Origin of the sequence: Plantactinospora sonchi, assembly GCF_036422035.1 — a bacterium.
Taxonomy (GTDB): Bacteria; Actinomycetota; Actinomycetes; order Mycobacteriales; family Micromonosporaceae; genus Plantactinospora; species Plantactinospora sonchi.
Genome location: NZ_JAZGQK010000040.1, coordinates 20,304 through 45,659, shown reverse-complemented (window position 1 = coordinate 45,659; position 25,356 = coordinate 20,304). Strand labels below are relative to the sequence as shown.

Genomic DNA, 25,356 nt, shown 5'->3' with positions numbered 1-25,356 from the left:
CCTGCAGACCCTCCCTCGGCCGCTGGCCGACGCCCCGACCCCGACGCGGCGTCGCCGCCGTACGGTACCGGGCGCGCAGCTGTGGCAGGCGAGTCCGCTCACCTACCTCGCACTGATCCTCGGCAGCGTCCTGTCGATCTTCCCGATCATCTGGTCGTTCCTGATCGCGTCCAAGGACAACAGCGCCGTCTACGAGATGCCGCCGCTGCCCGGTGACAAGTTCGGCGACAACATCAGCCGGATGCTCGCCAACGAGGACGCCGCGTTCCTCTACGGACTGGCCAACTCGTTCGTCGTCTCCGCCGTGGTCACCGTCTCGGTGATCTTCTTCTCCAGCCTGGCCGGGTTCGCCTTCGCCAAGCTGCGGTTCCGTGGCCGCAACGCGTTGCTGCTGGTGATCATCCTGACCATGATGGTCCCCACCCAGCTCGGCATCATCCCGCTCTACCTGATGATGGTGGAGCTGGGCTGGACGGGCACCCTCCAGGCGGTCATCGTGCCGTTCCTGGTGCAGGGCTTCGGGGTCTTCATGATGCGCCAGTACGCGCTCTCCGCGATCAGCGACGAACTGATCGAGGCGGCCCGGCTCGACGGCTGCTCGACCTGGCGGATCTACTGGAACGTGGTACTGCCGGCGCTGCGCCCGGCGGCGGCCGTGCTCGGCCTGCTGACCTTCATGCAGACCTGGAACGAGTTCCTCTGGCCGTTCGTCGTGCTGACCCCCGACACACCCACCGTGCAGTACTCCCTCAAGATCCTCTCGTCGGGGCTGTACCAGACGGACTACACCGCGCTGTTCGCCGGTACCGCGCTGGCGACCCTGCCGCTGCTGATCGTGTTCATCATCTTCGGCCGCCAGATCATCGGCGGCATCATGGAAGGCGCCGTCAAGTCGTGAGCAACTCCACGAGCCCCCAGTCCGCCCAGCTCCTTCTGGAGGACCAGGGGTTGAGCTTCCCGCCCGGCTTCCTCTGGGGAGCGGCGACCGCCTCGTACCAGATCGAGGGCGGGGTGCACGAGGGCGGCCGTACCGCCTCGATCTGGGACACCTTCAGCCACACCCCCGGCCGGGTCCTGCACGGGCACACCGGCGACGTCGCCTGCGACCACTACCACCGGTACCCGGACGACGTGAAGATGATGGCCGAGCTGGGGCTGAAGGCGTACCGGCTGTCGGTGGCCTGGCCCCGGATCCAGCCGGACGGTTCCGGCCCGGCCAACCAGGCCGGCCTGGACTTCTACCGGGCGCTCGTCGACGAGCTGCTGGAGCACGGCATCCAGCCCTGGGTGACCCTCTACCACTGGGACCTGCCGCAGGCACTCGAGGACGCCGGCGGCTGGCCGGTCCGGGACACCGCCCACCGGTTCGCCGAGTACGCCGAGCTGACCCACGCCGCCCTCGGCGACCGGGTCCGGCACTGGATCACCCTCAACGAGCCCTGGTGCTCCGCCTTCCTCGGCTACGGCTCCGGGGTGCACGCCCCCGGGCGGACCGAGGCGCCGGCGGCGGTCCGGGCGGCCCACCACCTGATGCTCGGGCACGGGCTCGCCACCCAGGCGATGCGCGCGGCCGCGCCGGACCACGAGGTCGGGGTGACGCTGAACCTCTACGCCGTGTCCCCGCAGAGCGACTCGGCCGCCGACACCGACGCGGCCCGCCGGATCGACGGACTGGCGAACCGGTTCTTCCTCGACCCGATCCTGCGCGGCAGCTACCCGACGGACGTGGTGGCGGACCTGGCCGAGGTGACCGACTTCGGCCACGTCCAGGACGGCGACCTCGAGGTGATCAGTACCCCGAACTCGTTCCTCGGCATCAACTACTACAGCCGGCACGTGGTCGCCGGCCCGGTCGAGGGGGTCGAACCCGAGCCGTACTGGCGGGCGCAGTCCTGCTGGCCGGGCAGCGAGCAGGTCCGGTTCGTCACCCGGGGCGTGCCGGTCACCGACATGAACTGGGAGATCGACGCGCCCGGGCTGGTCGAGATCCTCCAACTGGTGCACCGGGAGTACCCCGAACTGCCGCTCTACATCACCGAGAACGGGTCCGCCTTCGTGGACGAGGTGGTCGACGGCGAGGTCGACGACACCGACCGGCTGGCGTACTTCGACGCCCACCTGCGCGCCTGCCACGCCGCGATCAGCTCCGGCGTGCCGCTGCGTGGCTACTTCGCCTGGTCCCTGATGGACAATTTCGAGTGGGCGTGGGGCTACACGAAGCGCTTCGGAATGATCCACGTCGACTACGACAGCCAGCTGCGGATTCCCAAGTCGAGCGCCAAGTGGTACGCCAAGGTGATCCGACGTAACGGTTTGGCCGCACAATAGGCGTGGTCAGCCAGTATTGGGAGTGCCCGGCACCGGCCCGAACCAGGTCGGTGCCGGCCGCCCGACGTCGGAGGAGCAGACGATGACAACGCAGCGCACCCGCTCGCTCGGGCGGCCAACCTTGGACGCGGTCGCCGCCCGCGCGGGTGTGGGACGGGGCACGGTGTCGCGCGTCGTCAACGGCTCGCCCCAGGTGAGCCCGGAGGCCCGGGCCGCCGTGCAACGGGCGATCGCCGAACTGGGCTACGTGCCGAACCGGGCAGCCCGGGCCCTGGTGACCCAGCGGACCGACTCGGTCGCCCTGGTGGTCTCCGAATCGGAGGAACGGGTCTTCGGCGAGCCGTTCTTCGCCGGGATCGTGCGGGGGATCAGTTCCGCCCTGTTGGAGACCCCGATGCAGCTGTGGCTGGCGATGGCCCAGTCGCCGGCCGAGCGGGAACGGGTGGAGCACCACCTGACCAACCAGCACGTGGACGGCGTACTCCTGCTCTCCCTGCACGACGCGGACCCGCTGCCCACCCTGCTGGAACAGCGGGGGCTGCCGACCGTGCTCGGCGGCCGGCCGGCCCGGATGCTGGACGACCCGGACGGCGCCTTCTTCGTCGACGTGGACAACGCCGGCGGGGCGCGCCTCGCGGTGGAGTACCTGCTGCGCAAGGGACGCCAGCGGGTGGCGACCATCGCCGGCCCGCAGGACATGGGGGTGGGCGTGGCCCGGCTGACCGGCTACCGGGAGGCGATGCGGGACAGCGGCGCGGTGGTCAGCGACGCGCTGATCGCGTACGGCGACTTCAGCGAGAGCAGCGGCGCGGCGGCGATGCGTCGGCTGCTGGACAGCTGCCCCGACCTCGACGCGGTCTTCGTCGCCTCCGACCTGATGGCCTGCGGGGCGCTGCGGGCGCTGCGCGAGGCGGGCCGCCGGGTCCCCGAGGACGTGGCGGTGGTGGGCTTCGAGGACGCGCCGATCGCCCGGCAGACCGAACCGCCGCTCACCACGGTCTTCCAGCCGATGGAGGAGATGGGCCGGCAGATGGCCCGGTTGCTCGTCTCCCGCATCCGCCACGAGGACCGGGAGGCACCGTACGTCCTGCTCGACACCCACCTGGTGCACCGCACCTCGGCCTGACCCCGCCTCCCGTCCCGCGCCCGCGGGGCGTGGGCGGGGACGGTCACGGCGGGTCAGACCGGGCCGGCGCGCAACGCGGTCAGGCCGTGCGCGACCAGCGGGGCCACCAGGGTGCCGATCCGGTCGAAGCCGGCGCCGACGGTCTGCCCCAGGCAGTGCCGGTAGTGGATCCCCTCGCAGATGACGGCGAGTTTGAAACAGCCCAGCGCGACGTGCCAGTCCAGCGGACCCACGTCGACGCCGCCGCGGGCGGCGTACCGGTCGATCAGTTCGGCCCCGGTCGGGAAACCGGCGCCGGGACCGAGCCCGTCGACGGGTCCGGTCACCACCGGAGGTTCCGCGCCGCCCAGTACCTCCCAGTACGTCAGCAGCAGGCCGAGGTCGGCGAGCGGATCACCGAGGGTGGCCATCTCCCAGTCGAGCACCGCCCGGACGCGCCCGGAAACACCGGCGGGGTCGGCGGGCAGCTCGACGATCAGGTTGTCCAGCCGGTAGTCGCCGTGCACGATCCGCCCCCGGTTCCCGGCGCCGCTGCCGTCCGGCGGGTGCGCGGCGAGCCGCTCGCGCAGTTCGTCGATGCCGGGCAGGGGCCGGCTGCGGGAGCGGTCGAGCTGACCACCCCAACGACGTACCTGTCGGGCCAGGAAACCGTCCGGGCGACCGAAGTCGGCCAGCCCGACCTCCGCCGGATCGACGGTGTGCAACGCGGCCAGCACGTCCATCATCAGCAGCGCCAGCCGTCGGCGTTGCCCGGAGCTGAGCGCCGAGGTCTGGGCCCGGCTCCGGTACACCGTCCCGGGCACCCGCTCCATCAGGTAGAACGGCGCACCGAGCACGCTCTCGTCCGGGCAGTACGCCAATGCGGCCGGCACCGGCACGGCGGTGTCGGCCAGCGCGGTGATCACCCGGTGTTCCCGGCCCATGTCGTGTGCCGTGGCCAGCACGTGCCCGAGCGGCGGCCGGCGGAGCACGAACTCACGGTCGCCGCCCCGGACCAGGTACGTCAGGTTGGACCGCCCACCGGTGAGCAGTTCGGCCCGCAGCGGGCCGGCGAGCAGGTCGGGGCGGTGTCGGCCGAGGTATCCGGCGAGTCGGTCGAGGTCGAGCCCGGACGGCGACCCCGGGGGTGGCTCGGACCGGGCGGCACCGGCCAGGGGATCGGTCACCCGGCCAGTTGATGGCATCCGGTCCGCCGAGTCAAGGCCCGGTCAGGGGGCGGTTGTCCGTCATCGTCCGGTTCCCGGGGCATCGGTCGGCACTGCGCGTCTCCGGGACGAACACGGGTTGTTGCGGTCGGGACATGGCGCGGCAACAGGGGCGAAATGGTCATGGGGCAGCCTGATACCAGCACCGGCGGCAACCCGCGCCGGTCCGCCGACGGAGGGGACGGACATGTTGCTGAGGGTTCGGGTAACCCTGCCGGATCGACCGGGAACGCTGGGACAGGTCGCCCGTACGCTGGGCGTCGCCGGTGCCGACATCGTCCAGGTCGTGGTCCTGGAACGGCTGGGCGGGCGGGCGGTGGACGATTTCACCGTCGTGTGGCCGGGGGCGGCCCGGGTCGACCGGCTCTCCGCCGGGCTCGCCGCCATCCCGGGCGTACGGGTCAACGGCATGTGGCGGGCGATCGGCGCGCCGACCGGTGGGGGACAGGACGCCGAACTGCTGGCCCAGATCGCGGCGAACCCGGGCGACGGGCTCGGCACCCTGGTCGACGCGGTACCGGGGCTGCTCGCCGCCGACTGGGCCGCCGCCGCGGTGGTACCGGCCGACTGGGCGGCCCGCAGCGGCTCGGGTGCCGGGGCCCTCCGGGGCGGTGGTTCACCCGCCGTGGCGTACGCCAGCTGGCGCTCACCCAAACCGCTGGTGCTGCCGGAGGTGACCCCACTGCGGGCCCGGGCGCTGGACGGGCCGGCCGGCACCCACTACGCGGTCGCGCCGTTCGGTCGGGCCGGGCTGGTGCTGATGCTCGCCCGGGTGGACGGTGACGGCCTCTCGGCGGCCGGTTTCCACGTCACCGAGGTGGACCGGATCGCACAGCTGGTCCGTGCCGCCGCGACGATTCTCGGTGACCGGCTCGACCTGGTCAGCGCGGCGGGTCCGGCGTTCGAACCGGACGGCGCGTTGGCCGCGGTGGTGACCGGGACCACGGCCGCCGCGGCCGGTTCGGCAACAGCCGGGTAACAGTCCAGGGGCAGGCTGGAACCGGGAAGGAGCCAACATGACGCTATGGCGGATCAGGGCGACGGTGGCCGACCGGCCCGGTTTTCTCTCGGTGCTCACCGCGAGTCTGGCACTGCGCGGGGTCAACATCCTTACCGTCCAGGTGCACACCACCGAGGCCGGGGCGGTCGACGACTTCCTGGTGGACGCGCCGGCCGAGCTGACCGCGGACGACCTGGTCGCGGCGGTGGAGAAGGGACGCGGCCGGGACTGCTGGGTGGCGCGCAGCGAGGCGCAGGGCCTGGCCGACCAGCCGACCCGGGCGCTCGGCCTGGCGACCCGGCTGGTCCGTGATCCGGACGCGCTGGGGGAGACCCTGCGCGCCCTGCTCAACGCCGACGCGGTGACCTGGCGTCCGATGCCGGCCCTCGACGGTCCCGGCTACGACCGGGGCAGCATGCGGCTGCCGGACCCGGACGGCGGGATGTTCGAGGTGGTCCGGTCCGCGCCGAGCTTCACCCCGGCCGAGTTCGCCCGCGCCCAGGCACTGCTGGAGCTGGCCGGCACGGTGCTGCGTCGCGGCGTCGAAGAGGTCACCCTGGTCCTCCCGGAGGGCACCGAACTCGTGGTACGCCCGGCGTTCTCCGAGGACCTGCCGGCGGTACGCGCGATGCACGGGCGCTGCTCGGCGCGTACCCTGCACCGTCGCTACCCGGCGGCGGCGGTTCGCCCGGAGGGCGCCCGGCTGCAGCGGCTGCTGGCCCCGCAGCGCGGGGTGACGCTGCTGGCCACGACCGACGAGCCGTCCGGGCCGTCCGGCCCGGATCTGGCCGGGGCGCCGGACGCACCGCCGGAGCGGGTGGTGGCGATGGCCAACCTGGTGGCCGAGGGGCCGATCGCACAGGTCGCCCTGTTGGTCGAGGACGGCTGGCAGCGGCGTGGTGTGGGTGGGGCGCTGCTGCGCCGGCTCGTCGCGTACGCCACCCGGGCCGGATACCTCGCCCTGTCGGCGTACACCCCGGTGGACAACGTGGGGATGCTGCGTCTGCTGGACCGGCTCTACCGGCCGGGGGCGGTGGAACGGGACGGCAACCTGCTGACCCTGACCGTGCCACTGGCGGCGCGGGGCGGCACCGTCGCGGCGGTTGCGCCACCCGTGGTCCCGGCACAGCTCGACCGGACTCCCGCCGCCGTCGAGGCGCCGCGGGCCTGAGGCAGCGGTCCGGTCCCGGTTCGGGTCCGGACCGCCGGTCAGCGTGACCGGGGCGGCAACGGCCCGGTCCGGTGGGATGGTCGGAGGGGTCCCGCCAGGGCGGCGGGGCCCTCCGACCGTACGACGTCGCACGGGTGATCGACTGGCCGGGCCGGGCGGCGGCCCGGCCAGCCGGCCCGTCAGGTCGTCGGGTAGCTGCTGTAGTCGGGGAAGTTGCCGTACAGCCGCCGGGTCGTTCCGGAGCCGACGGTGACCGCCTGGACCAGCAGGTCGCCGCCGACGAAGGCCCCCTTCCAGGAGGCGCCCCGGCCGCCGAACGGCTCCTCCCGGTCACCCCGGGAACGTGGCTTGTTGATGCCCACCTTGAACGCCTGCAGGTCGACGGCGAGTTTCGCCGCCTTGTCCTCGTCGTCGCAGGCGAGGCTCGCCACCAGTGCGCCGTTGGAGGCGTTCATCGCCGCCAGCAGTTCGTCGGGAGTGTCCACCACCACGATGGTGTCGACCGGACCGAACGGTTCGGCGTGCATCAGCCGGGACCGCCCCGGCGGGGCGAGCAGCACCGACGGCGCCACGTACGCCGAGGTGTCCTGGCCGGGCAGGAACGGTGCGCCGTCGAGCTTGCCCCGGTAGAGCGGGACGGCACCGCCCCGGACCGCCTCGTCGACCTTGCGGCGCAGCTCGTCGGCCTTGGCGCCGCTGATCAACGGTCCGAAGTCGAGTTCCGGCAGCGGGTCGCCCTCGGCCCAGCTGTCGTCGACGGCGAGCGGGTGGCCGAACCGTACCGAGCGGACCACCGGCAGGTACATGTCGAGGAACTCGTCGACCAGTTCCCGCTGGACCACGAACCGGGGGTACGCGGTGCAGCGCTGCTTGCCGTACTCGAAGCCCTTCTTCAGGTGCTTGGCGAGGCTGTCCCACTGGGAGAACTCCCAGATGCCCCAGGCGTTCAGCCCCTCCTGCTCGATCATGTGCCGCTTGTCGGTGTCGAGCAGCGCGGCGGCCACCTTGCCGCCGTTGGACCGACCGCCGACGAAGGCGACCGCACCGATCTCCGGGGCCCGGACCAGCACCTCGGAGAGTTCCTCGCCGCTGCCGGAGAGCAGGGTCGCGGGGAGTCCGACGCGACGCATCAGGGCGTGCGCGACGGTGAGGCAGACCGCACCGCCCTGGGACGGCGTCTTGGCGATCACCGCGTTGCCGGCGAGCAACTGCACCAGCTCGGCGTGGACCAGCACGCTCATCGGGTAGTTCCAGCTGGCGATGTTGCTCACCGGGCCGGCCAGCGGTTCGCGGCCGTCGGCGAGCATCCGGTCGATCTCCTCGACGTACCAGCGGACCCCGTCCAGGGCCCGGTCGACGTCGGCGCAGGCCAACCGCCACGGCTTGCCGATCTCCCAGACCAGCAGCAGGGCGAGCAGGTCGCGGTGCAGGGTCAGTTCGTCGAGCGCGGCGACGACCCGGGCCTTCCGCTCGGCGAGCGGGGTGGCGGCCCAGTCGCGGTGCTCGGCTGACGCGCTCGCGACCGCGGCCCGGGCCGCCTCGGCGTCGAGCCGGGGCAGGTTCACCAGCACCGTGTTGTCCACCGGGGTACGGACGGCGGTCGGGGCGCCGACCGACTGCCAGGCCCCCTCGGTCAGGTTCCGCAGGGTGACGGTGCGGTCCGGGTGCCCCGGGTCGAACGCTTCGGGGGTGGCCTCCACCGCCCGGGCGAGGATCTCCCGCCAGGCGGTGCCGTCGGCAAGGCGCAGTGCCATCGCTGTCTCCTAAGGTCGGTCGCCGGCACGTCGGCCGGCGCGGTTCCAGTGGCCACCCCGCGATCGCGGTCCCGGTCGGGGCCCGGGCCGGTCAGGGCGCGGGTCCGTTCGAGCGGACACGGGGCGGGCGCGGTGAACGGCGTTCCGGAGGGCCGTGCGTGCCGGCGTATCCCGGGAGGGCCGTGGGTGGCGGGCGGTCCTGCACCGGTGTGCCGCACTGGGTGGGCGGTGCTCCGGCAGGGCCGCGGTGAGCTGCGCGGCGGCGACAGTGGCACCGCTGATCTGGGCGTACTGTCTCCCGTCCCGGTCGGCGGCGGCAACCGTACGCCCGTATGCCGGAACGCCCGGTCCGCCTGGTGGGTCGGTGATTCACGCGTACGGCGCACGACGGCCGGCCGTGACCTGGGGGGACAGGCGAAAGATATTTGTGATCATGGATGTTGTGAGGAGTGTCAAGGAGTGGGAAAGGGCTTTCCTCAGTGGCTCCGGCGGCGGTCCCGTCGACCCGGTGGAGTGCCGGGCTCACCGGTTTGGTCCTTCACAAACCGGCAATCGCGCGGTTACATTGTTGGCTGTCCATGGGAGCGCTCCCGGCGCTCCGACCAGGCCGATGAAACTCCCCGAACGGCACCCCCACCGGCCCGACCCGAACGCCCACCACCAGCACCCGCGTCGTGCATCGCGCAGGGGAAGAGGCGGATGCGCCCACATCCGCCCCTGATGTCCTCCGCTACGCGTCGCCGCGCGCGGCTCCACGGACAGGAGCGATTCTCGTGCGCGACCGCATCGCCCCAGCCCGGCCGAACGGGCAACGTCCCCGGCCCGGTCCACGCCCAAGGCCGAAGGTCCGGCACCGGCTCGACGGCCGGCAGCGACCGGACGGCCGGCAGCGCCCCGACCGGGGCCAGCGGCCCGGCCGCTGGTACGAGCGGACGGCGGGGCGGTTCGCGGCAGTCCTGACCACCGCCACACTGACCGCGGTCGGACTGCTGTTCGGCGGTCCACAGGCCGGCCTCGCCGCACCGGCGTCCACCGGTACGGTCGGCGCCCCCGCGCACCTCGGAGCCGCCGCCGGCACCGCCGCCGCGCCCGCCTTCAACTACGCGGAGGCACTGCAGAAGTCGCTGTTCTTCTACGAGGCACAGCAGTCCGGCCGACTGCCCGACTGGAACCGGGTCTCCTGGCGGGGCGACTCCGCGCTGACCGACGGCGCCGACGTCGGTGTCGACCTCACCGGCGGCTGGTACGACGCCGGCGACCACGTCAAGTTCGGCTTCCCGATGGCGTTCAGCGCCACCATGCTCGCCTGGGGCGCGGTCGAGTACCGCGACGCGTACGCCGGCTCCGGGCAACTGCCGCACCTGCTCAACAACCTGCGCTTCGTCAACGACTACTTCATCAAGGCGCACCCGTCGCCGAACGTCCTCTACGGCCAGGTCGGCAAGGGCGACGACGACCACAAGTGGTGGGGACCGGCCGAGGTGATGCCGATGGCGCGGCCGGCGTACAGGATCGACGCGAGCTGCGGCGGCGCGGACCTGGCCGGCGAGACGGCCGCCGCGATGGCCGCCTCCTCGATGGTCTTCCGGCCCACCGACCCGGCCTACGCCGACCGGCTGGTCACCCACGCCCGCCAGCTCTACACCTTCGCCGACACCGTGCGGCGGGCCTACCACGAGTGCATCACCGACGTGACGAGCTTCTACCGCTCCTGGAGCGGCTACCAGGACGAACTCGTCTGGGGCGCGATCTGGCTGCACCGGGCGACCGGCGAGGCCAGCTACCTGACGAAGGCGGAAACCGAGTACGACCGGCTCGGCACCGAACCGCAGTCCACCACCCGGCTCTACAAGTGGACGGTCGCCTGGGACAACAAGCAGTTCGGCACGTACGTGCTGCTGGCCAACCTGACCGGCCGGCAGAAGTACGTCGACGACGCCAACCGCTGGCTCGACTACTGGACCGTCGGAGTGAACGGCGAAAAGGTGCGTACCTCGCCCGGCGGGATGGCCGTGCTGGACACCTGGGGCGCGCTGCGCTACGCCGCCAACACCGCGTTCGCCGCGCTGGTCTACAGCGACAGGACCACCGACGCCACCCGGAAGGCCCGCTACCACGACTTCGCGGTCCGCCAGATCAACTACGCGCTCGGCGACAACCCGCGCAACTCCAGCTACGTGATCGGCTTCGGGGCCAACCCGCCGCGCAACCCCCACCACCGCACCGCGCACGGCTCCTGGTGGGACAGTCAGCAGGTGCCGGAGGCGACCCGGCACGTGCTGTACGGCGCGCTGGTCGGCGGACCGTCCGCGCCGAACGACGCGTACACCGACAGCCGGGGCGACTACGTGATGAACGAGGTCGCCACCGACTACAACGCCGGCTTCACCTCCGCGCTGGCCCGGCTCTACGCCGAGTACGGTGGCACCCCGCTGGCGAACTTCCCGCAGCCGGAGTCCCCGGACATCAACGAGATCACCGTCGAGACCACGGTGATGCAGAACGAGCCCCGGGCCACCGGGATCAAGGCCATCGTCTACAACAAGTCGGCGTTCCCGGCCCGGGCGCTCACCGACTCCCGGTTCCGGTACTACTTCCGCCCGGAGGGCACCAGCGCGATCCAGGTGACCAGCGGCTACACCCAGGGCTGCCCGGCACCGACCAGCGCCCGCCAGTACTCCGGCGACATCTGGTACGTCGAGGTCGACTGCTCCGGACACACCATCGCCCCGGCCGGGCAGTCACAGCACCGGATGGAGGTGCAGTTCAAGATCGGCGTACCCGAGGGCGGCACCTGGGACCCGGCCAACGACCCGTCGTACCAGGCCACCGCCGGGCCGAACCCGAAGTTGGCGCTCTGGGAGGGGGAGACCCTGGTCTGGGGCGCGGAACCGGCCCCGCCGACCCCGGACACCGCCGCGCCGAGCGTGCCCGGCACCCCGACCGCCTCCGCGGTCACCGCCACCGGGCTGACCCTGAGCTGGGCGGCCTCGACCGACACCGGCGGCAGCGGCCTCGCCGGCTACGACGTCTACCGGGAGGCGGGCAGCACCGACGTGCTGGTCGGCTCGCCGAGCGCGGCGACCCTGCCGGTGACCGGGCTGACCCCGGACACCCGGTACCAGTTCCACGTGGTGGCCCGGGACGGCGCCGGGAACCGGTCCGCGGCCTCCGCGCCGGTCACCGTCACCACCGCGACGGGCGGCGGCGGGGACACCACCCCACCGGGTACGCCGACCGGGCTGACCGCGTCCGCCGTCACCACCAGCGGGGCGACCCTGACCTGGACCGCGTCGACGGACAACGTCGGCGTCACCGGCTACCGGGTCTACCGGGAGGCCGGCGCCACCGACACCCTGCTCGGCACGGTGACCGGTACGACGTACCCGGTGACCGGGTTGACGGCCGGGACGACGTACCAGTTCCACGTGGTCGCGGTGGACGCTGCCGGCAACGCCTCGGCGGCGTCGGCCCCGGTCTCGGTGACCACCGGCAGCACACCGACCAGCGGCTGCCGGATCGGCTACACCACGACCGACTGGAGCAGCGGGTTCACCGGCACGATCACCATCACGAACACCGGCAGCACCGCGATCAACGGCTGGACGTTGACCTTCGGGTACGCCGCCGGACAGCGGATCAGCCAGGCCTGGTCGGCCACGGTGACCCAGTCCGGTACGACGGTGACCGCGACCAACCTCTCCTACAACGGCACGCTCGCCCCGGGAGCCTCGACGAGCTTCGGCTTCAACGGCTCCCACACCGGCAGCAACCCGAGGCCGGCGACGTTCACGCTCAACGGAGCGGCCTGTACGACCGGCTGAACCGTCCCTCGGCCGGTCCCCGGGGCCGTTGGGCAGCACCGGCAGGCTGCCCGGCGGCCCCGGCCCGGCGCGCGGCTCCCGGGTTGACGGCCGGCCTGCCCCGGCCCGGCCATGACACGCCCCGCACCAGGTGATCAGCGGGGGCGGTGTCCTCGCCGGACGGCGAGCACCACCAGCAGCAGCGGCACCACCACCCACAACTGCGCCGTCGTGTAATGGCGTAACTCGGCAGCGACGTCGACCTCCCGGATCTCGGCCTCGAGGGCACCCGGACGCACGAGCGTGAGGGCGTGTGCCGACAGCGGCACGTAGTTGACCGCCACGCCCGTGAGCCACAACCCCAACCCGGTACGCACGCCTCCGCCGGACGAGGCGAGCGCGAGACCGAGTGCGCCGCCACCGAAGACGCCGAGGAGGAACTCGGCGAGGATGACCCACCGCCGCCAGCGAACGCCGGCCGACCCCCACATGTCGATGGCGGCGAGGCGACGCACGTCGAGTCTGAGAGTCACGCGCGACATGCTGCCACGGGCCCGCCAGCCCCGCCGCGCCCACGTGTGGCCGGTACCTGCCCGGCCGGAAGTCCCGACCCGGCGCCCCCGTACGCCGGTCGGCCGGGGTTCAGGGGGGTCAGGGCTGGCCGACCGTCGTTCAGGGGGTCAGCGGCAGGGTGAGCCGGCTCGGTGCCAACTGGACGGTGACGCCCGCCGCGAGCGGGTCGGTGGTCAGGTACTCGCCGTGGTTGGCGACGAGCACCAGGCCGATCCGGCTGCCCGCCGGGAAGACGTAGTCCTTCGGCTCCAGCAGAACGGTCGCGGTGTACCCGACGCCCGGGGTGAGCGGGGTACCGGTGGTCAGCGAGGCACGGTTCTTGGTGTCCAGCGCGCCCCGGGTGACCACCCGGGTCGGGAACCCGTCGGTGTAGTGCACCAGCATCGCGGTCAGTGGTGTGCTGGTCGAGGTGGCGCTGAACGTCACCTCGACCGTGCCGGCGCCGGAGAGCCGCCGGGCGCCGGTCGACGCGGGGGCGAGGAAGACCAGGCGGTTCGGCTTGGCGGTCTCCGGGGTGTTGACCATGGCGTACTCGAGTTGTCCCCGGTTGTCGGTGAACGACTGCGCGGCGGTCGGCCCGGGGGCGGGCAGCAGCGTGCCGGCGGCACCACTGCCGGGGCCGCCGAGATGGAACCGGGTCGGGGTCGCCTCCGGCGCCGGCCAGGCGGCGTACGTCGCGGTGCTGCCGTCCGGGCGTTTGATCGTCGCCTGCGGCTCGTCCATGATCCCGTTGTCGAGGCCGTAGAGCCAGTGGTCCATCCACCGGCCGACGGTGTCGCGTCCGGTCAGGTCGCTGCCGAACGGGTCGCTGTGCCCTCCGTCGTGCAGCCACAGCTTGCGGGGTACGCCGGCCGCCGCGATCGCGTCCCAGTACCGGCCGGCGTGGGTGGTCTTGGTGTTGCCGTCCTGCTGCCCGTGCACCAGGAAGACGGAGGCGTCGACCTGACCGGCGCCGTCCCGGTAGTCGCGCTGCTGCCAGAAGGCGTTCTGGTCGGCGGTCGCGTCGTCGGCCTGGTCGCCCAGAGCGGTGTACTCGTCGGCGCACCGGGCCTCGGTGGCGGCCGGTGAGACGTACCGGGCGAGCGACTCCGGGTACCGGCCGCCGAAGCCGCCGTAGGCGATGCCCTGGGCGCGGGCGTAGTCGTACCAGGCGGAGATGCCGGCGATCGGCACGATCGTCTCCAGCCCGTCGATGCCGGTCTCGGCGACCGCGATCGGCAGTGTCCCGGCGTACGACACACCGATCATCCCGACCGATCCGGTGCTCCAGTCGGCGACCGCGGGGCTGCCGTCGGGGTACGTCGCGGCGGCCCGCCCGTTCAGCCAGTCGATCGCGGCGGCGGCGCTGAGGGTGTCCTCGGGGCCACCGATCGCGGCGCAGCCGTCCGAGTCGGCGGTGCCCTGCATCTCCACCTCGACGACGGCGTAGCCGCGGGGTACGAAGTAGTCGTCGTACCAGGCGGTGAAGTGCGCCGGAACGATCAGGTTGCCGCGCGGCGCGGCGTTGTCGCCGAAGTAGGGGCTGGCGTGCAGCACTGTGGCCACCTGGAGACCGGCGTCGGTCTCCGCGGGCCGGATGACCCGGGCGATGATCTGGTCGGGCTGGCCGTCGTCGTCGCTGTCCATGGCGGAGGTGATCTGGACGGTCTCCTGGACGGCGGCGTCCCGGGCGAACACCGGCCGGGTGGTGCCGTCGGAGACCACGAGGCCGGGTGGATGGGCCGGCGGGGCGGCCGAAGCGGCTGCCGGCCCGGAGGGTGCGGTGATCGTGATGGTGCCGACCACGGCGGCTGCCATGGCGATGCTGGTCCGTCGGCGCATCGTGCCTCCCCGTTCAGATCGCGTGCGCCCGACCATCGAAGCACAGCGATGTGACGGGAGTCGATGTGAGCTACGCCGCGAAAGCCGCCGGAGGGTGGGTCCGGACGCGACGCGCCGCCGCCGGTGCCCGGGTCACGGGCGCCGACGGCGGCGACGGCTACGGATCCGGCTCAGCGGGTGCGCAGGCCGTACCCGTACGGGAAGAGCGGGCGGTAGTCGCGGTCACCGATGTTGATCGGCACCTGCGCCTCGCTGCGCGGCCAGCTCATCGAGAGCTTGCCGGTGAACGGACGCCGGCCGAACAGCACGTCCGCGACGCCGGCCCCCTCGCTGCCCGGCAGCCAGGAGGCGACCAGCGCGTCCATCTCACCGAGCTGGTCGGTCAGCACCTGCGGACGGCCGGAGACGACCAGCACGACACAGGTGTCGATCTCGCCGCAGACCTTGTCCACGACCGCCTTGTCGGCCGGCTGCAGCGACAGCGACTTCTCCTCGTGCTGCGGCGTGGAGCACCAGGTGCACTCCGGTCCACCGACATCACCGAAACCCTCGGCGTACGGGGTCTCGCCGACCACCACGACGCCGACGTCGGCACCGTCGGTCGGGGCGGAGGCGTCGGCGCTGTACGTCACCTCGGCTCGGGGAGCGACCTCGCGGATGCCCTCCAGGATCGTGGTGCCGGGGATGACGTCGCCGGAGACACCCTGCCACTGGATCGTCCAGCCGCCGGCCTGGTTGCCGATGTCGTCGGCGTTGCGGCCGGCGACGTACAGCTTCGCGTCCCTGCGCAGCGGCAGCGCCCGGTCGCTGTTCTTCAGCAGCACCTGCGACTCGGCGACGGCCCGGCGGGCCAGGGCGCGGTGCTCCCGGCTGCCGACCTCGTCGACGTTGTCGGCCGAGGCGTACGGCCGCTCGAAGAGGCCGAGGTCGAACTTCGCCCGCAGGATCCGCCGTACCGCGTCGTCGATCCGGGCCCTGCTGACCCGGCCCGCCTCGACCTCGGCGGTCAGCAGGTCGATGAACTGCTTCGCGCTGTGCGGCACCATGAACAGGTCGATACCGGCGTTGACCCCGACGCGGACCTTGTACGGGGTGAGGCCGGCGTTGGTCGGCTCGGCCGGGTCCGGGATCTTGTGGATGCCCTCCCAGTCGGAGATGACAAAGCCCTGGAACCGCTTGGCGCCCTTGAGGACGTCGGTGAGCAGTTCCTTGTGGGCGTGCATCTTGACCGGGTTGCCGACCCCGTCCTCGGTCCAGTCCACACTGGAGTACGACGGCATCACGCTCCGCACGTCGTAGCGCCGCATCGCGTCCCAGTACGGCGCCAGGTTGGTCCGGGCGAAGTCGGCCCGACTGGTCACCGTGACGCCCTGGTCGATGACGTACGCCTGGTTGGCCGGCGGCAGGGTGGCGTTGTTGTCGGCGGCGGCCTGGTCGTAGACGGTGTCACCGTCGCCAGCGTAGTGCTTGACGGTGGCGAGCACGCCGGCGCTCTGCGAGCCGGCGATGTAGCTGGCCATCTGGCCGACCAGCTTCGGGTCCTCGCCGAAGCTCTCGTACGTCCGGCCCCAGCGCTCGTCGCGGGCGACGCAGAGGCACGGGGCGAAGTTCCACGGGATGCCGGTGGCCTTGACCTCCTCGGCGGTGGCCCGGCCGATCTGCCGGACCAGGTCCGGGTCGCGGGTGGCACCGAGACCGATGTTGTGCGGGAAGACGGTGGCGCCGTAGACGTTCGCGTGCCCGTGTACCGCGTCGACGCCGTAGATGATCGGGATGCCGAGTCGGGTGCCCAACGCCTGCCGCTGGAACCCGTTGATCATTTCCACCCAGGCTTCGGGGGTGTTCGGGGTCGGCACGGAGCCGCCACCGGAGAGCAGCGAGCCGAGGTTCCACTCGGCGATCACCGCCGGGTTGTCGGTGACCGCGGCCCGCTCGGCCTGGGTCATCTGGCCGACCTTCTCCGCCAGGGTCATCCGGCCGAGCAGGTCGTCGACCCGGCGGTCGGCCGGGAGCTTCGGGTTGAGGTACGCGGGCTTGCCGGTGCCGTGGCCGCCGCCTCGCGTGGCGGTGTCGGTCGGTGCCGCCACCGCGCCGGCGGGCGGGAGCGAGACGACCAGGAGGCCGGCGAGCAGGGCTATCAGTGGTGTTCGGGGTCGCGGGTGTGGACGCATGCCGTGCCCTCCATCAATGATCGGGTGCGCGCCAGGACCGATCTTTCCCATGTCGATAAGACGACGTCAATATTCAATGGTAAAGATTCCTTCTTGAGAGCGCTCTCTCGGGGGTGTTGTGCCCGGTTATCGACCTGATTGGACTCCGTCCCGGCTGGGCCGCCGTCGGGGTGACCGTGGATCACCGGTACCCGTGACGGGACTGGTCGTCGGGCGGGGACACTGGTCCGGACCGGTCCGGAATGTGTGAACCCCCAGGGAGTGGCGATCGCGTGGGTACGTCATGGCGGTTCCGGTTGTCGATGGTCGGCGCGGCCGCCGGATTCCTGGTGGTGGCGATGGTGATCCGGGCCCTCGACGACGGTGCGGTGGCACAGCACTCCGGCACCCTGCTGTACGGGTCGATGGTGTACGTCGCGGTGCTGTTCGTGGCTCCGCGACTCGGTCCGGTCCGGGCCGGTGTCATCGCGACCGCCTTCTGCTGGCTGGTCGAGGTCGCGCAGTTGACCGGGGTGCCGGCCGCACTCTCCGCCCGCAGTCTGTTGGCCAGGCTGGTGCTCGGGGTGCGGTTCGACCCGGTTGACCTGGCCTGGTACCCGGTCGGTGTACTGCCGCTGGTCGCCGTGCCCTGGTTGCTGACCAGGCTCGCGCAGCGTCGGATGACGCGGAGCGGGCTGCGGCCCGGCGGAAGCGACGCCCGGGGCTAGAGGGCCCCGGTCACCGGACGGCGACCGCCGAGGCGGGCGGGTACGGCGGTGAGCGCGGCCACCGCCAGCACGGTGGTCAGGACCAGGGTGATCAGCTGCCAGGGCCCGGGAAGCGTGGCCCGGTCGCTGTCGCCGCCGGTGATCGCGATGATGGCGGCGAACACCAGGAAGCCTCCCGGGAAGACACCCAGGACGGCGCCGAGCAGCGCGGGCAGCACCTGCGCGGTCGCCAGGGCGACGGTGACCTCCCTCGGGGTCGCGCCGAAGGCCCGCGCCACCGCCGACGCGTGCCGGTTGTCGAGCACCGTCGCCCAGGTGATGACGATGGCGTTGACCGCCGCCAGGGAGAGCAGGATGACCGTCCAGACTCCGAGCACCTGCCGCAGCACGCCCACCTGCGCCTCGCTGTACGCGCCGGTGCCGGGCAGGTCTCCAAGGACGGCGTTGAGCACCAGGAGGACGTAGATCCCGCTGACCGTGACCGCGATGCTGAACACGGCCAGCACGACCCGTCGCGGGCGGCGGGCGGCGACCCGCAGCGCGAGCAGCAGCGGGACGGGTAGTCGCGCCGAGAGCGTGATCAGCCAGCCGGTGCGCCGGGCCGGACGTGCCGCGTCGGCGAGCGCGCTGACGGTGCTGGAGCGGGCGCCGCGCAGGGTCGGGACGGCGGTCGCCACGACCGCGACGCCGAGTGCCACGGCGGTCACCAGACCGATGGTGGACCAGGTCAACGTCGGCGTCCCCGGGCTACCGACGAGGCCCGCGCTCGACCCCGAGAGCAGTGGCGCGGTCAGCGCGCCGATGATCAGGCCGGCCGCGGCCGCGACGACGGCCACGAGCAGGTACTCCGCGAGCAGCACGGCGGCGACCAGGCCCGGTGTGCCGCCGACCGCCTTGAGCAGTCCGACCCTTCTGGTCTGGTCGGCCATCCGGCCACCGACCAGTACCGAGAGACTGGCCACCGCGAGCAGCCCGAGCAGCCAGGCGCCGATCAGCAGCAGGATCTGGGAGTCCCTGGCCAGTTCGGTGGCGTCGGCGAGGACGCTCCGCCAGGTCTGCATCGGCATCATGGTCCCGCCGTGGTCGCCACTGTTCGCCTCGACGAACGCCTCGGCCCCGTCCGGGTCGGCAAGCTTCAGGTTGATCACGTACGACAGTGAACCCGCTGTCGGGGCGAGACTCCGTACGTCCGCCCGGGTGAGCCAGAGCAGCCCGGGGTTGTGGAGGAGTCCGGGGGGCAGGTTCCGGTCGTTCGGGACAGCGCCGTTTACGCAACCCACGGAGACGATGCAGGACGCCCCCGGGTACGGCGGCATGGCGGCGGTGACCGCCAGGCCGACGACCGTGAACGACCTGCCGCCCAGGGTGACCGGATCACCGACGTTCAGCTCGAGCCACTGGGCGAAGGCGGCTTCGAGCACCACCCCGCCGTCGCTGACCCAGTCGCCCCGGACGACCGCGGGCTGGTCGACGGTGGCGGGCGTGTTGTCCCGTCCCTCGACCTGCACGTCCGAGCTGCGGCCGGACGCCTCCAGCTTCGCGGGGATGACGGGATACGGTCCGCTGTGCTCGGCGACGCCCGGGTCGGCCGCCAGCTTCTCGAGTTCGGCGGGTTTCGCGAAATCGCCGGTGCTGGCGACCACGTCGGGTCCCCTGGTCACCACCCGGGTGCTCTGGTACGGGTCGCTGGCCGCGTCACGCACCACCAGCCCGAGCGTCAGTGTCGTGGTGGCCGCCAGGATGGCGATCAGGAGCAGCGCCGCCTCGGTGCGGCGCCGCCGGAGATCCCGTACGGCGAGACGGATCACGAGGAGGATGCGGCCCATCGCGTCAGTCCCCCAGCCCGAGAAGTGCGCCGAGCCTGCCGGTGGTGCCGCCGGTCAGCCGGGTCTCGTCCACGAGCACGCCGTCACGCATCGAGAACATCCGGTCCGCGGTGGCCGCGATCCGCGCGTCGTGGGTGACGATGACCAGCGTCTGACCGGACCCGTGCAGTTCCTCGAAGAGCCGGAGGACATCCAGGGTGGCGGCGCTGTCCAGATTTCCGGTCGGTTCGTCGGCGAGGACCACCGACGGTCTGTTGCTCAACGCCCGGGCGACCGCGACCCGCTGCCGCTGGCCACCCGAGAGCGCCGAGGGCAGGAAGTGTGCCCGGTCGGCGAGTCCGAGCTGGTCGAGCAACTCTTCGGCACGCCGCCGGGCGGCCCGCAACGGGCGTCCGGCCAGCAGCGCCGACAGTTCCACGTTCTCCAGTGCGGTGAGTTCCTCCATCAGGTGGAAGGACTGGAAGACGTAGCTGACGTCGGTGCCGCGCATCCGGGCCAGGGACTTCTCGCTGAGGTTGTCGATGCGACGGTCGTGCAGCAGCACCTCGCCGCCCGAGGGGCGGTCCAGCCCGCCGAGCAGGTGCAGCAGTGTCGACTTGCCGCAGCCGCTCGGCCCCATGATCGCCACGGTTTCTCCGGCCGCGACGTCGAGATCGATTTTGTCGACGGCGCGTACCAGTCCCTCCCCTCGGCCGTACTCCTTCCGCAGCCCCCGGGCGCGTAGTACGGGCGGGTCGACAGCCTTGTTCACGAGCCACTCCTTCGGTGGGTCCAGTTCTGCTCACACGCCTCGAGCCACCGCAGGTCCGCCTGGAGCCGGAGCACGATGCCCTCCAGCAACAACGCCGCGTCCGAGTGGTCCGGCTCTGCCATCGCGGCGTGCTGGGCGTCACGCAGGCGCCGCAGCAGCTCTCGCCGTTGGGTGTCGACGATGGTGAGCGGGTCGGCCAGCCGGGCCGAGGCGGCCGCGACCAGCTTGAGGTGGAACTCCGCGAGATCGGGTTTCGGCCAGCTCACCTCGGCGATCCACTCGGCGACCCGTCGCTGGCCGTCGGGGGTCAGCGTGTACACCTTGCGGTCCGACTGGTCGGTCCCGTCGGCGGGTTTCTCGACCGCCAACAGGCCGGCCTTCTCCAGTCGGGTCAGCGTCACGTAGATCTGCCCGGCGTTCAACGCGTCGCCCAGCGGACCGAGTGCGTCGCGTAGCCGCGCGCGTAGCTGGTAGCCGTGTGAGGGCTCTTTGGCCAACATCGCGAGGACCACTTCCTGCTGCATCCGACCCCCCCTCTAACCGTTAGCCCCATGTCTAACGGTTATCCCTATCGCCGTCAAGCGGGGAAACGCGCGCCGCTCGTGGCGCCGCGTCCCGGGATGATGGCGGGTGGGCGGTCGGTGGCCACGCCTTGACTGAAAGCACGATCGTGCGGAAGATGTCGGCATGGGCAAGGGTGAGGCGACCCGCCAGACGGTACTGGCCGCGGCGAACGAGATCGCCGACCGGCTCGGGCTGGCCGGGCTCACCATCGGTTCCCTCGCCGACCGGGTCGAGATGTCGAAGAGCGGATTGTTCGGGCACTTCCGTTCCAAGGAGGCCCTGCAGTTGGCGGTCCTCGAGTACGCCCGGGAGGGCTTCGTCGACACCGTGATCCGGCCGGCGCTGGCCGCCCCCCGGGGTGAGAGGCGGGTCCGGGCCCTGGTGGAGAGCTGGATCGCGCTGGGCGTCGAACGCCGCCCCGGCTGTCTTTTCGTCTCCGCCGACCTGGAGTTCGACGACCGGCCCGGACCGGTGCGTGACCAGTTGGTCCGCGACCACCGGGACCTGCTGGAGTCGATCGCCCAGATGTTCCGGACCGGGATCTCCGAGGGGGAGTTCCGGCCGGACGCCGATCCCGAGCAGTTCGCCCACGACCTCTACGGCGTGATGCTCGGACTGTTCCACGCCCACCGGCTGATGGAGGATCCGGCGGCGATCACCCGGACCCGTCGGGCGCTGGACGCACTGCTGGACAACGCCCGGATCTGACCTCTCGGATTGGAGAACCATGGTCGCTTGGCGGCAGAAGAAAAGCACGATCGTTCGTACTGTTACTGTGAAGGTGGCGCGGGGAATGTTCGGCATCCTCGAACGAGTGGCGCCCGCCCCGGGAGCCGTACTCGCCGAACGGATCTGGTGCACCGTGCCACGCGGTCCGGCCCGCCCCGCCGACCCGCCCGGACAGCGGTTCACCGTCGCCGTGCACGGCCGGCGGGTGGTTGCCGAGTCCTGGGGCGAAGGTCCGACGGTCTACCTGCTGCACGGCTGGGGCGGCTGGCGGGGACAGTTCCAGTCGTTCGTCGCCCCGCTGGTGGCGGCCGGGTACCGGGTGGTCGCCCTCGACGCGCCGAGCCACGGCGACTCCGCGCCCGGGGCGTACGGCCGGGGGCGTGGCCTGCTCACCGAGTTCGCCGACGCGCTGACCGAGGTGACCCGGGTCGCCGGCCCGGCGTACGCGGTCATCGGGCACTCGGCCGGCGGTACCGCCACCGCGCTCGCGGCGCTGGACGGGCTGGCCGCCGAGCGGCTGGTCCTGATCGCACCGATGGCGGACCCCCTCTCGTACACCGTCGAATTCGCCCGGGCGCTCAACTTCGGCGAACGGGTCCGGACCGGCTTCCTCCGCCGCCTCGAACGGCGGGTCGGTCGGCGCATCACGGACCTGGACGTGGTTGCCCGGGCGGCGGGGCGCAGCGACCTGCCGCCGATGCTGGTCGTGCACGACCACGCGGACAAGGAGGTCCGGTACGCCGACGGGCAGGCGATCGTGGCGGCCTGGCCGGAGGCCGAGGGGCGGTGGTCCCACGGGCTCGGTCACCGGCGGATCCTGCGCGACCAGGCCACCGTGGACGGTGTGGTCGAGTACCTGACCTGGAGCCGGGTGACGCAGTCGGTCGGGTGACCGGACGAGAGCTGTTAACAGGGGGCCCTCTACTACCGGAAACGTTAACAAGGGCCCCCTCCTTGCGTGGTTGACAGTCCGACGGACGTCGATCAAGATCTACTTTGTGCGGAGCGCCCATCTGACGAAGCGGGGTCACATCGACCTCCTGCGCGTCGCCAGTGCCGCCTGTCGACCGTCCCACTGACGCCGGGTCCTCTTCCCGTTCCTCGCCGGCAGGCGGCGTTCCCTGTCCCGTAGGTCTCCGGCCCTGCGGCGGCGCCGCCCTGCGCGGCACCCCTGACAGGAGAACTGTTCCTGATGCTCAGCAGATCCCAGGCCAGAGCCGTCGGCGCGGTGGCGGTAGCCGCCTCGCTGCTCGGTACCGCCGTCTGGACCGGACCGGCGTACGCGACCGCGTTGCCGACCGAGCCGGCCCGCCCGGTCAGCCTCGCCCAGATCACGGGCTACCCCCGGCAGAACGTGCTGCCGGTCTGGCCCGACAACCCCGACGACGCCTCGATCCCGATCGGCGTCACGCCGTACGACGAGATCGCGCCGAAGCTGAACGCGTTGCAGCGGGCCAGCGACCGGGTCTCGGCCCGGGTGGCCGGGAGGTCCGCCGGCGGCTACGACCTCTACGCGGTCACCGTCACCGCCCCGGAGAGCCGAGCCGAGGCCCGGCAGCAGGAGGAGTGGAAGCGCCTCATCGAGGAGGAGCCGGTCCGGGCCCGCACCGACCGCCGGCTGCTCGCCGGCTACAAGACCCCGCTGTTCGTCAACGCCAACATCCACGGCAACGAGTGGGAGGGCACCGACGCCGCGCTGCGGGTCATCGAGGAGTACGCCACCAGCACCGACCCCGAGGTGCTGACGCTGCTGAAGCGGAACCGGCTGGTCTTCAACGTCACGTCCAACCCGGACGGACGGGTCGCCGGCACCCGGCAGAACTCCGCCGGCTACGACCTCAACCGGGACCTGACCATCGTCGCCCAGCCGGAGACGAACCTGATCCGCGAGCTGATCGTGGACACCAAGCCGATCATCACGCTCGACCTGCACGGATACGTCAACCCGACGCTGCTGCACCCGAGCACCCCGCCGCACAACGTCAACAACGAGTACGACCTCTACATCAAGCACGGGCTGCCGAACGCGCTGGCGATCGAGGAGAACCTGCGGGCCCTCGGCTACCCGGAGACCCAGCGGGCCCGGATCCCGTTCCGGGACGACGAGCCCGGGGTGTGGGACGACTTCCCGCCGATCTACGTACCGTCCTTCGCGATGTTGCAGAGCAGCATCCCGTACACCATCGAGGCACCGCTCAACCCGCGCGGCAACCTGACGCCGGAGGAGAAGCTCCGCCGCTCGCGGATCAACACCGACGTGCACGAGGTCGCGATCAAGACGTCGCTGCGGTACATCCAGGACCACCGGGCCGAGGTGCTGCACGACCAGGCCGAGGTCTACCGGCGTGGCTGGGCCGGTGAGCCGCTGCGGGACATCCCGGACGAGTACGTGCCGGGCTGGGGCCCGGAGGACAACTACCACACCACGTTCCCCCGGGCGTACGTCATCCCGACCGGCCCCGGCCAGCACTCCGAGACCGCCGCGGCCCGCCTCGTCGACCTGCTGATCGGCAGCGGCGGCCGGGTGTGGCAGGCGAGGAAGGACTTCCGGGCCGACGGAAAGTCCTACCGCGCCGGCTCGTACGTCATCGACCTGCACCAGCCCAAGCGCGGCCTGGTCAACTCGCTGCTAGAACCGGGCATCGACCTCACCGACCGGGTGGACGACCTCTACGCCGGTCCGGCCGCCTGGAGCCAGGGGCTGACCTGGGGTGCCACCGTCGACACGCTGTGGGACCGGCTGCCCGACACACCGGTGACCCGGATCTACGACGGCGAGGCCGAGGGTGAACTGCCCGGCGGCAACTCCGACCTGCGGCTGGACCTCCAGGACGCGGCCGACCTGCTCGCGGTGAACACCCTGCTGGACAGGGGAGTCCGGGTCTACCGACTCGCCGACGGCTCGGTGGCGGTCAGGAGCACCCCGGGCACCCGCCGACTGGTCAGGGACGTCGTCGAGGAGTACGACGTCAGCTTCGGCCGGGCGCCGGCCCGGTGGCACGGCACGCCGCTCGACGAGGTCGTCGTCGGCTACCTCGGCACCGTCGAGGAGCGGGACACCCTGCGCGACACCGGTTTCGAGGCCCGTACGCTGACCGCGGCGACGCTGGCCGGCACGCTGACCGACGACGTCGACGTGGTACTGGTGGCGAGCAGCGTCAACCTGGCGAGCCTCACCCCGGAGAACCGGGCCGCGCTGGACGCGTTCCTGGCCCGGGGCGGTGGCGTGGTCGGTCTCGGCACCGCCGGCGCGAACTTCAGCAACGGCGCCGGCCTGCTCACCGTCACCGCCACCGCCGGAGCAGACCTGGCCAGCGGGGTGGCGAACATCGTCAACCGGGGCGGCCCGGTCACCTCGGGGGCCATCCCGCACGCCTTCATCAGCCAGCCGGTCTGGTTCACCGACCTCGGCGCCGGGGTGACGGTGGAGCAGTCGTACGCCGCCGACCCGTTGGCGGCCGGCTGGTGGGCGCCGAACGCCGCCGGTGCGAACGGGCAGGCCGCCGCGGCGAACCAGGCCAGCATCGTCCGGGGGGTCACCCCGGGCGGCAACGGCGTGGTGCTGTTCGGCACCGATCCGACGTTCCGCCTGCACCCGAAGGGCCTCCAGTCGCAGCTCGGCCGGGCCCTGCTCTGGGCCGCCCAGCGGTGACGACGTCAACGCGGTGACCGGTTGAGCCGGTCACCGGGAAGGGCCCGGACGGGTACCCGTCCGGGCCCTTCCGCCGTCGACCACCTGCCCACTGCCCCCGAACTCGCCGACGGTCCGCCCTGGCAATCCCGTCCCGAGTGATCCCCGTCGCGGCGCAGCCCGCCCCGCCGGGCTA

Annotated in this window: 19 protein-coding genes; 11 read left to right on the top strand and 8 right to left on the bottom strand. The window is 72.1% G+C overall.

Features of this window, described 5'->3' with window-relative positions:
- The first annotated feature begins 22 nt into the window (after positions 1-22).
- From V1633_RS34585 to V1633_RS34575, 3 genes are all read left to right on the top strand, one after another.
- Positions 23-898 (top strand): carbohydrate ABC transporter permease, encoded by an 876-nt coding sequence (locus V1633_RS34585; RefSeq protein WP_331218513.1) that lies wholly within the window; start codon positions 23-25, stop codon positions 896-898.
- Positions 895-2,328, top strand: a complete 1,434-nt coding sequence (locus V1633_RS34580) for a GH1 family beta-glucosidase (protein WP_331218509.1) — start codon at positions 895-897, stop codon at positions 2,326-2,328. Before V1633_RS34585 ends, V1633_RS34580 begins: the two co-directional genes overlap by 4 nt.
- Before the next feature lie 82 nt (positions 2,329-2,410).
- Positions 2,411-3,454, top strand: coding sequence for a LacI family DNA-binding transcriptional regulator (locus V1633_RS34575; protein WP_331218508.1), 1,044 nt, complete (start codon positions 2,411-2,413; stop codon positions 3,452-3,454).
- Positions 3,455-3,507: 53 nt separating this feature from the next.
- Here the strand turns inward: V1633_RS34575 and V1633_RS34570 are convergent, their stop codons facing one another.
- Positions 3,508-4,620, bottom strand: a complete 1,113-nt coding sequence (locus V1633_RS34570) for a phosphotransferase family protein (protein WP_407952160.1) — start codon at positions 4,618-4,620, stop codon at positions 3,508-3,510.
- Positions 4,621-4,846: 226 nt separating this feature from the next.
- On the opposite strand from V1633_RS34570, the gene V1633_RS34565 reads away from it, so the two are divergent.
- The gene (locus tag V1633_RS34565; RefSeq protein WP_331218507.1) at positions 4,847-5,638 is read left to right on the top strand and encodes an ACT domain-containing protein; all 792 of its coding nucleotides are present in this window, start codon (positions 4,847-4,849) and stop codon (positions 5,636-5,638) included.
- A gap of 37 nt (positions 5,639-5,675) precedes the next feature.
- The gene (locus tag V1633_RS34560; RefSeq protein ID WP_331218506.1) at positions 5,676-6,830 is read left to right on the top strand and encodes a GNAT family N-acetyltransferase; all 1,155 of its coding nucleotides are present in this window, start codon (positions 5,676-5,678) and stop codon (positions 6,828-6,830) included.
- Positions 6,831-7,009: 179 nt separating this feature from the next.
- On the opposite strand, the gene V1633_RS34555 is transcribed toward V1633_RS34560, so the two are convergent.
- A complete protein-coding gene (locus V1633_RS34555) occupies positions 7,010-8,584 on the bottom strand; it encodes an aldehyde dehydrogenase family protein (RefSeq protein WP_331218505.1) in 1,575 nt (524 codons plus the stop codon).
- 986 nt (positions 8,585-9,570) lie between these two features.
- Here V1633_RS34555 and V1633_RS34550 point away from each other — a divergent pair.
- The gene (locus tag V1633_RS34550; protein ID WP_407952163.1) at positions 9,571-12,408 is read left to right on the top strand and encodes a glycoside hydrolase family 9 protein; all 2,838 of its coding nucleotides are present in this window, start codon (positions 9,571-9,573) and stop codon (positions 12,406-12,408) included.
- A 134-nt stretch (positions 12,409-12,542) separates the two neighbouring features.
- On the opposite strand, the gene V1633_RS34545 is transcribed toward V1633_RS34550, so the two are convergent.
- The 3 genes from V1633_RS34545 to V1633_RS34535 all read right to left on the bottom strand — a co-directional run bounded on the left by V1633_RS34545 (position 12,543) and on the right by V1633_RS34535 (position 16,952).
- Entirely contained in the window at positions 12,543-12,920 is a 378-nt protein-coding gene (locus V1633_RS34545) for a hypothetical protein (RefSeq protein ID WP_331218503.1), read from the bottom strand.
- Positions 12,921-13,059: 139 nt separating this feature from the next.
- Positions 13,060-14,781, bottom strand: a complete 1,722-nt coding sequence (locus V1633_RS34540) for a CocE/NonD family hydrolase (protein ID WP_331218502.1) — start codon at positions 14,779-14,781, stop codon at positions 13,060-13,062.
- Positions 14,782-14,951: 170 nt separating this feature from the next.
- Entirely contained in the window at positions 14,952-16,952 is a 2,001-nt protein-coding gene (locus V1633_RS34535; RefSeq protein ID WP_331218501.1) for a glycoside hydrolase family 3 protein, read from the bottom strand.
- A gap of 272 nt (positions 16,953-17,224) precedes the next feature.
- On the opposite strand from V1633_RS34535, the gene V1633_RS34530 reads away from it, so the two are divergent.
- The gene (locus V1633_RS34530; protein WP_331218500.1) at positions 17,225-17,659 is read left to right on the top strand and encodes a ribosomal maturation YjgA family protein; all 435 of its coding nucleotides are present in this window, start codon (positions 17,225-17,227) and stop codon (positions 17,657-17,659) included.
- On the opposite strand, the gene V1633_RS34525 is transcribed toward V1633_RS34530, so the two are convergent.
- Genes V1633_RS34525 through V1633_RS34515 form a run of 3 tightly spaced genes read right to left on the bottom strand, consistent with a single transcriptional unit; the run spans position 17,656 to position 20,760 of the window.
- Positions 17,656-19,485 (bottom strand): FtsX-like permease family protein, encoded by a 1,830-nt coding sequence (locus tag V1633_RS34525; RefSeq protein WP_331218499.1) that lies wholly within the window; start codon positions 19,483-19,485, stop codon positions 17,656-17,658. The two genes, V1633_RS34530 and V1633_RS34525, sit on opposite strands and share 4 nt — an antisense overlap.
- A 4-nt stretch (positions 19,486-19,489) precedes the next feature.
- Positions 19,490-20,236 (bottom strand): ABC transporter ATP-binding protein, encoded by a 747-nt coding sequence (locus tag V1633_RS34520; protein WP_331218498.1) that lies wholly within the window; start codon positions 20,234-20,236, stop codon positions 19,490-19,492.
- Entirely contained in the window at positions 20,233-20,760 is a 528-nt protein-coding gene (locus tag V1633_RS34515; protein WP_331218497.1) for a PadR family transcriptional regulator, read from the bottom strand. The genes V1633_RS34520 and V1633_RS34515 overlap by 4 nt, the downstream gene beginning before the upstream one ends.
- 163 nt (positions 20,761-20,923) lie before the next feature.
- On the opposite strand from V1633_RS34515, the gene V1633_RS34510 reads away from it, so the two are divergent.
- From V1633_RS34510 to V1633_RS34500, 4 genes are all read left to right on the top strand, one after another.
- On the top strand, positions 20,924-21,508 hold the full coding sequence (locus V1633_RS34510) for a TetR/AcrR family transcriptional regulator (RefSeq protein WP_331218496.1): 585 nt from the start codon (positions 20,924-20,926) through the stop codon (positions 21,506-21,508).
- An 85-nt stretch (positions 21,509-21,593) separates the two neighbouring features.
- A complete protein-coding gene (locus V1633_RS34505; RefSeq protein WP_331218495.1) occupies positions 21,594-22,421 on the top strand; it encodes an alpha/beta fold hydrolase in 828 nt (275 codons plus the stop codon).
- A 106-nt stretch (positions 22,422-22,527) separates the two neighbouring features.
- Positions 22,528-22,608: a putative leader peptide gene (locus V1633_RS37110; protein WP_407952162.1), complete on the top strand. Its 81-nt coding sequence runs from the start codon at positions 22,528-22,530 to the stop codon at positions 22,606-22,608.
- Positions 22,609-22,721: 113 nt separating this feature from the next.
- Positions 22,722-25,181 carry a M14 family zinc carboxypeptidase gene (locus V1633_RS34500; RefSeq protein ID WP_331218494.1) on the top strand — a complete coding sequence of 820 codons (2,460 nt, stop codon included), beginning with the start codon at positions 22,722-22,724 and terminating at the stop codon, positions 25,179-25,181.
- Positions 25,182-25,356: the final 175 nt, after the last annotated feature.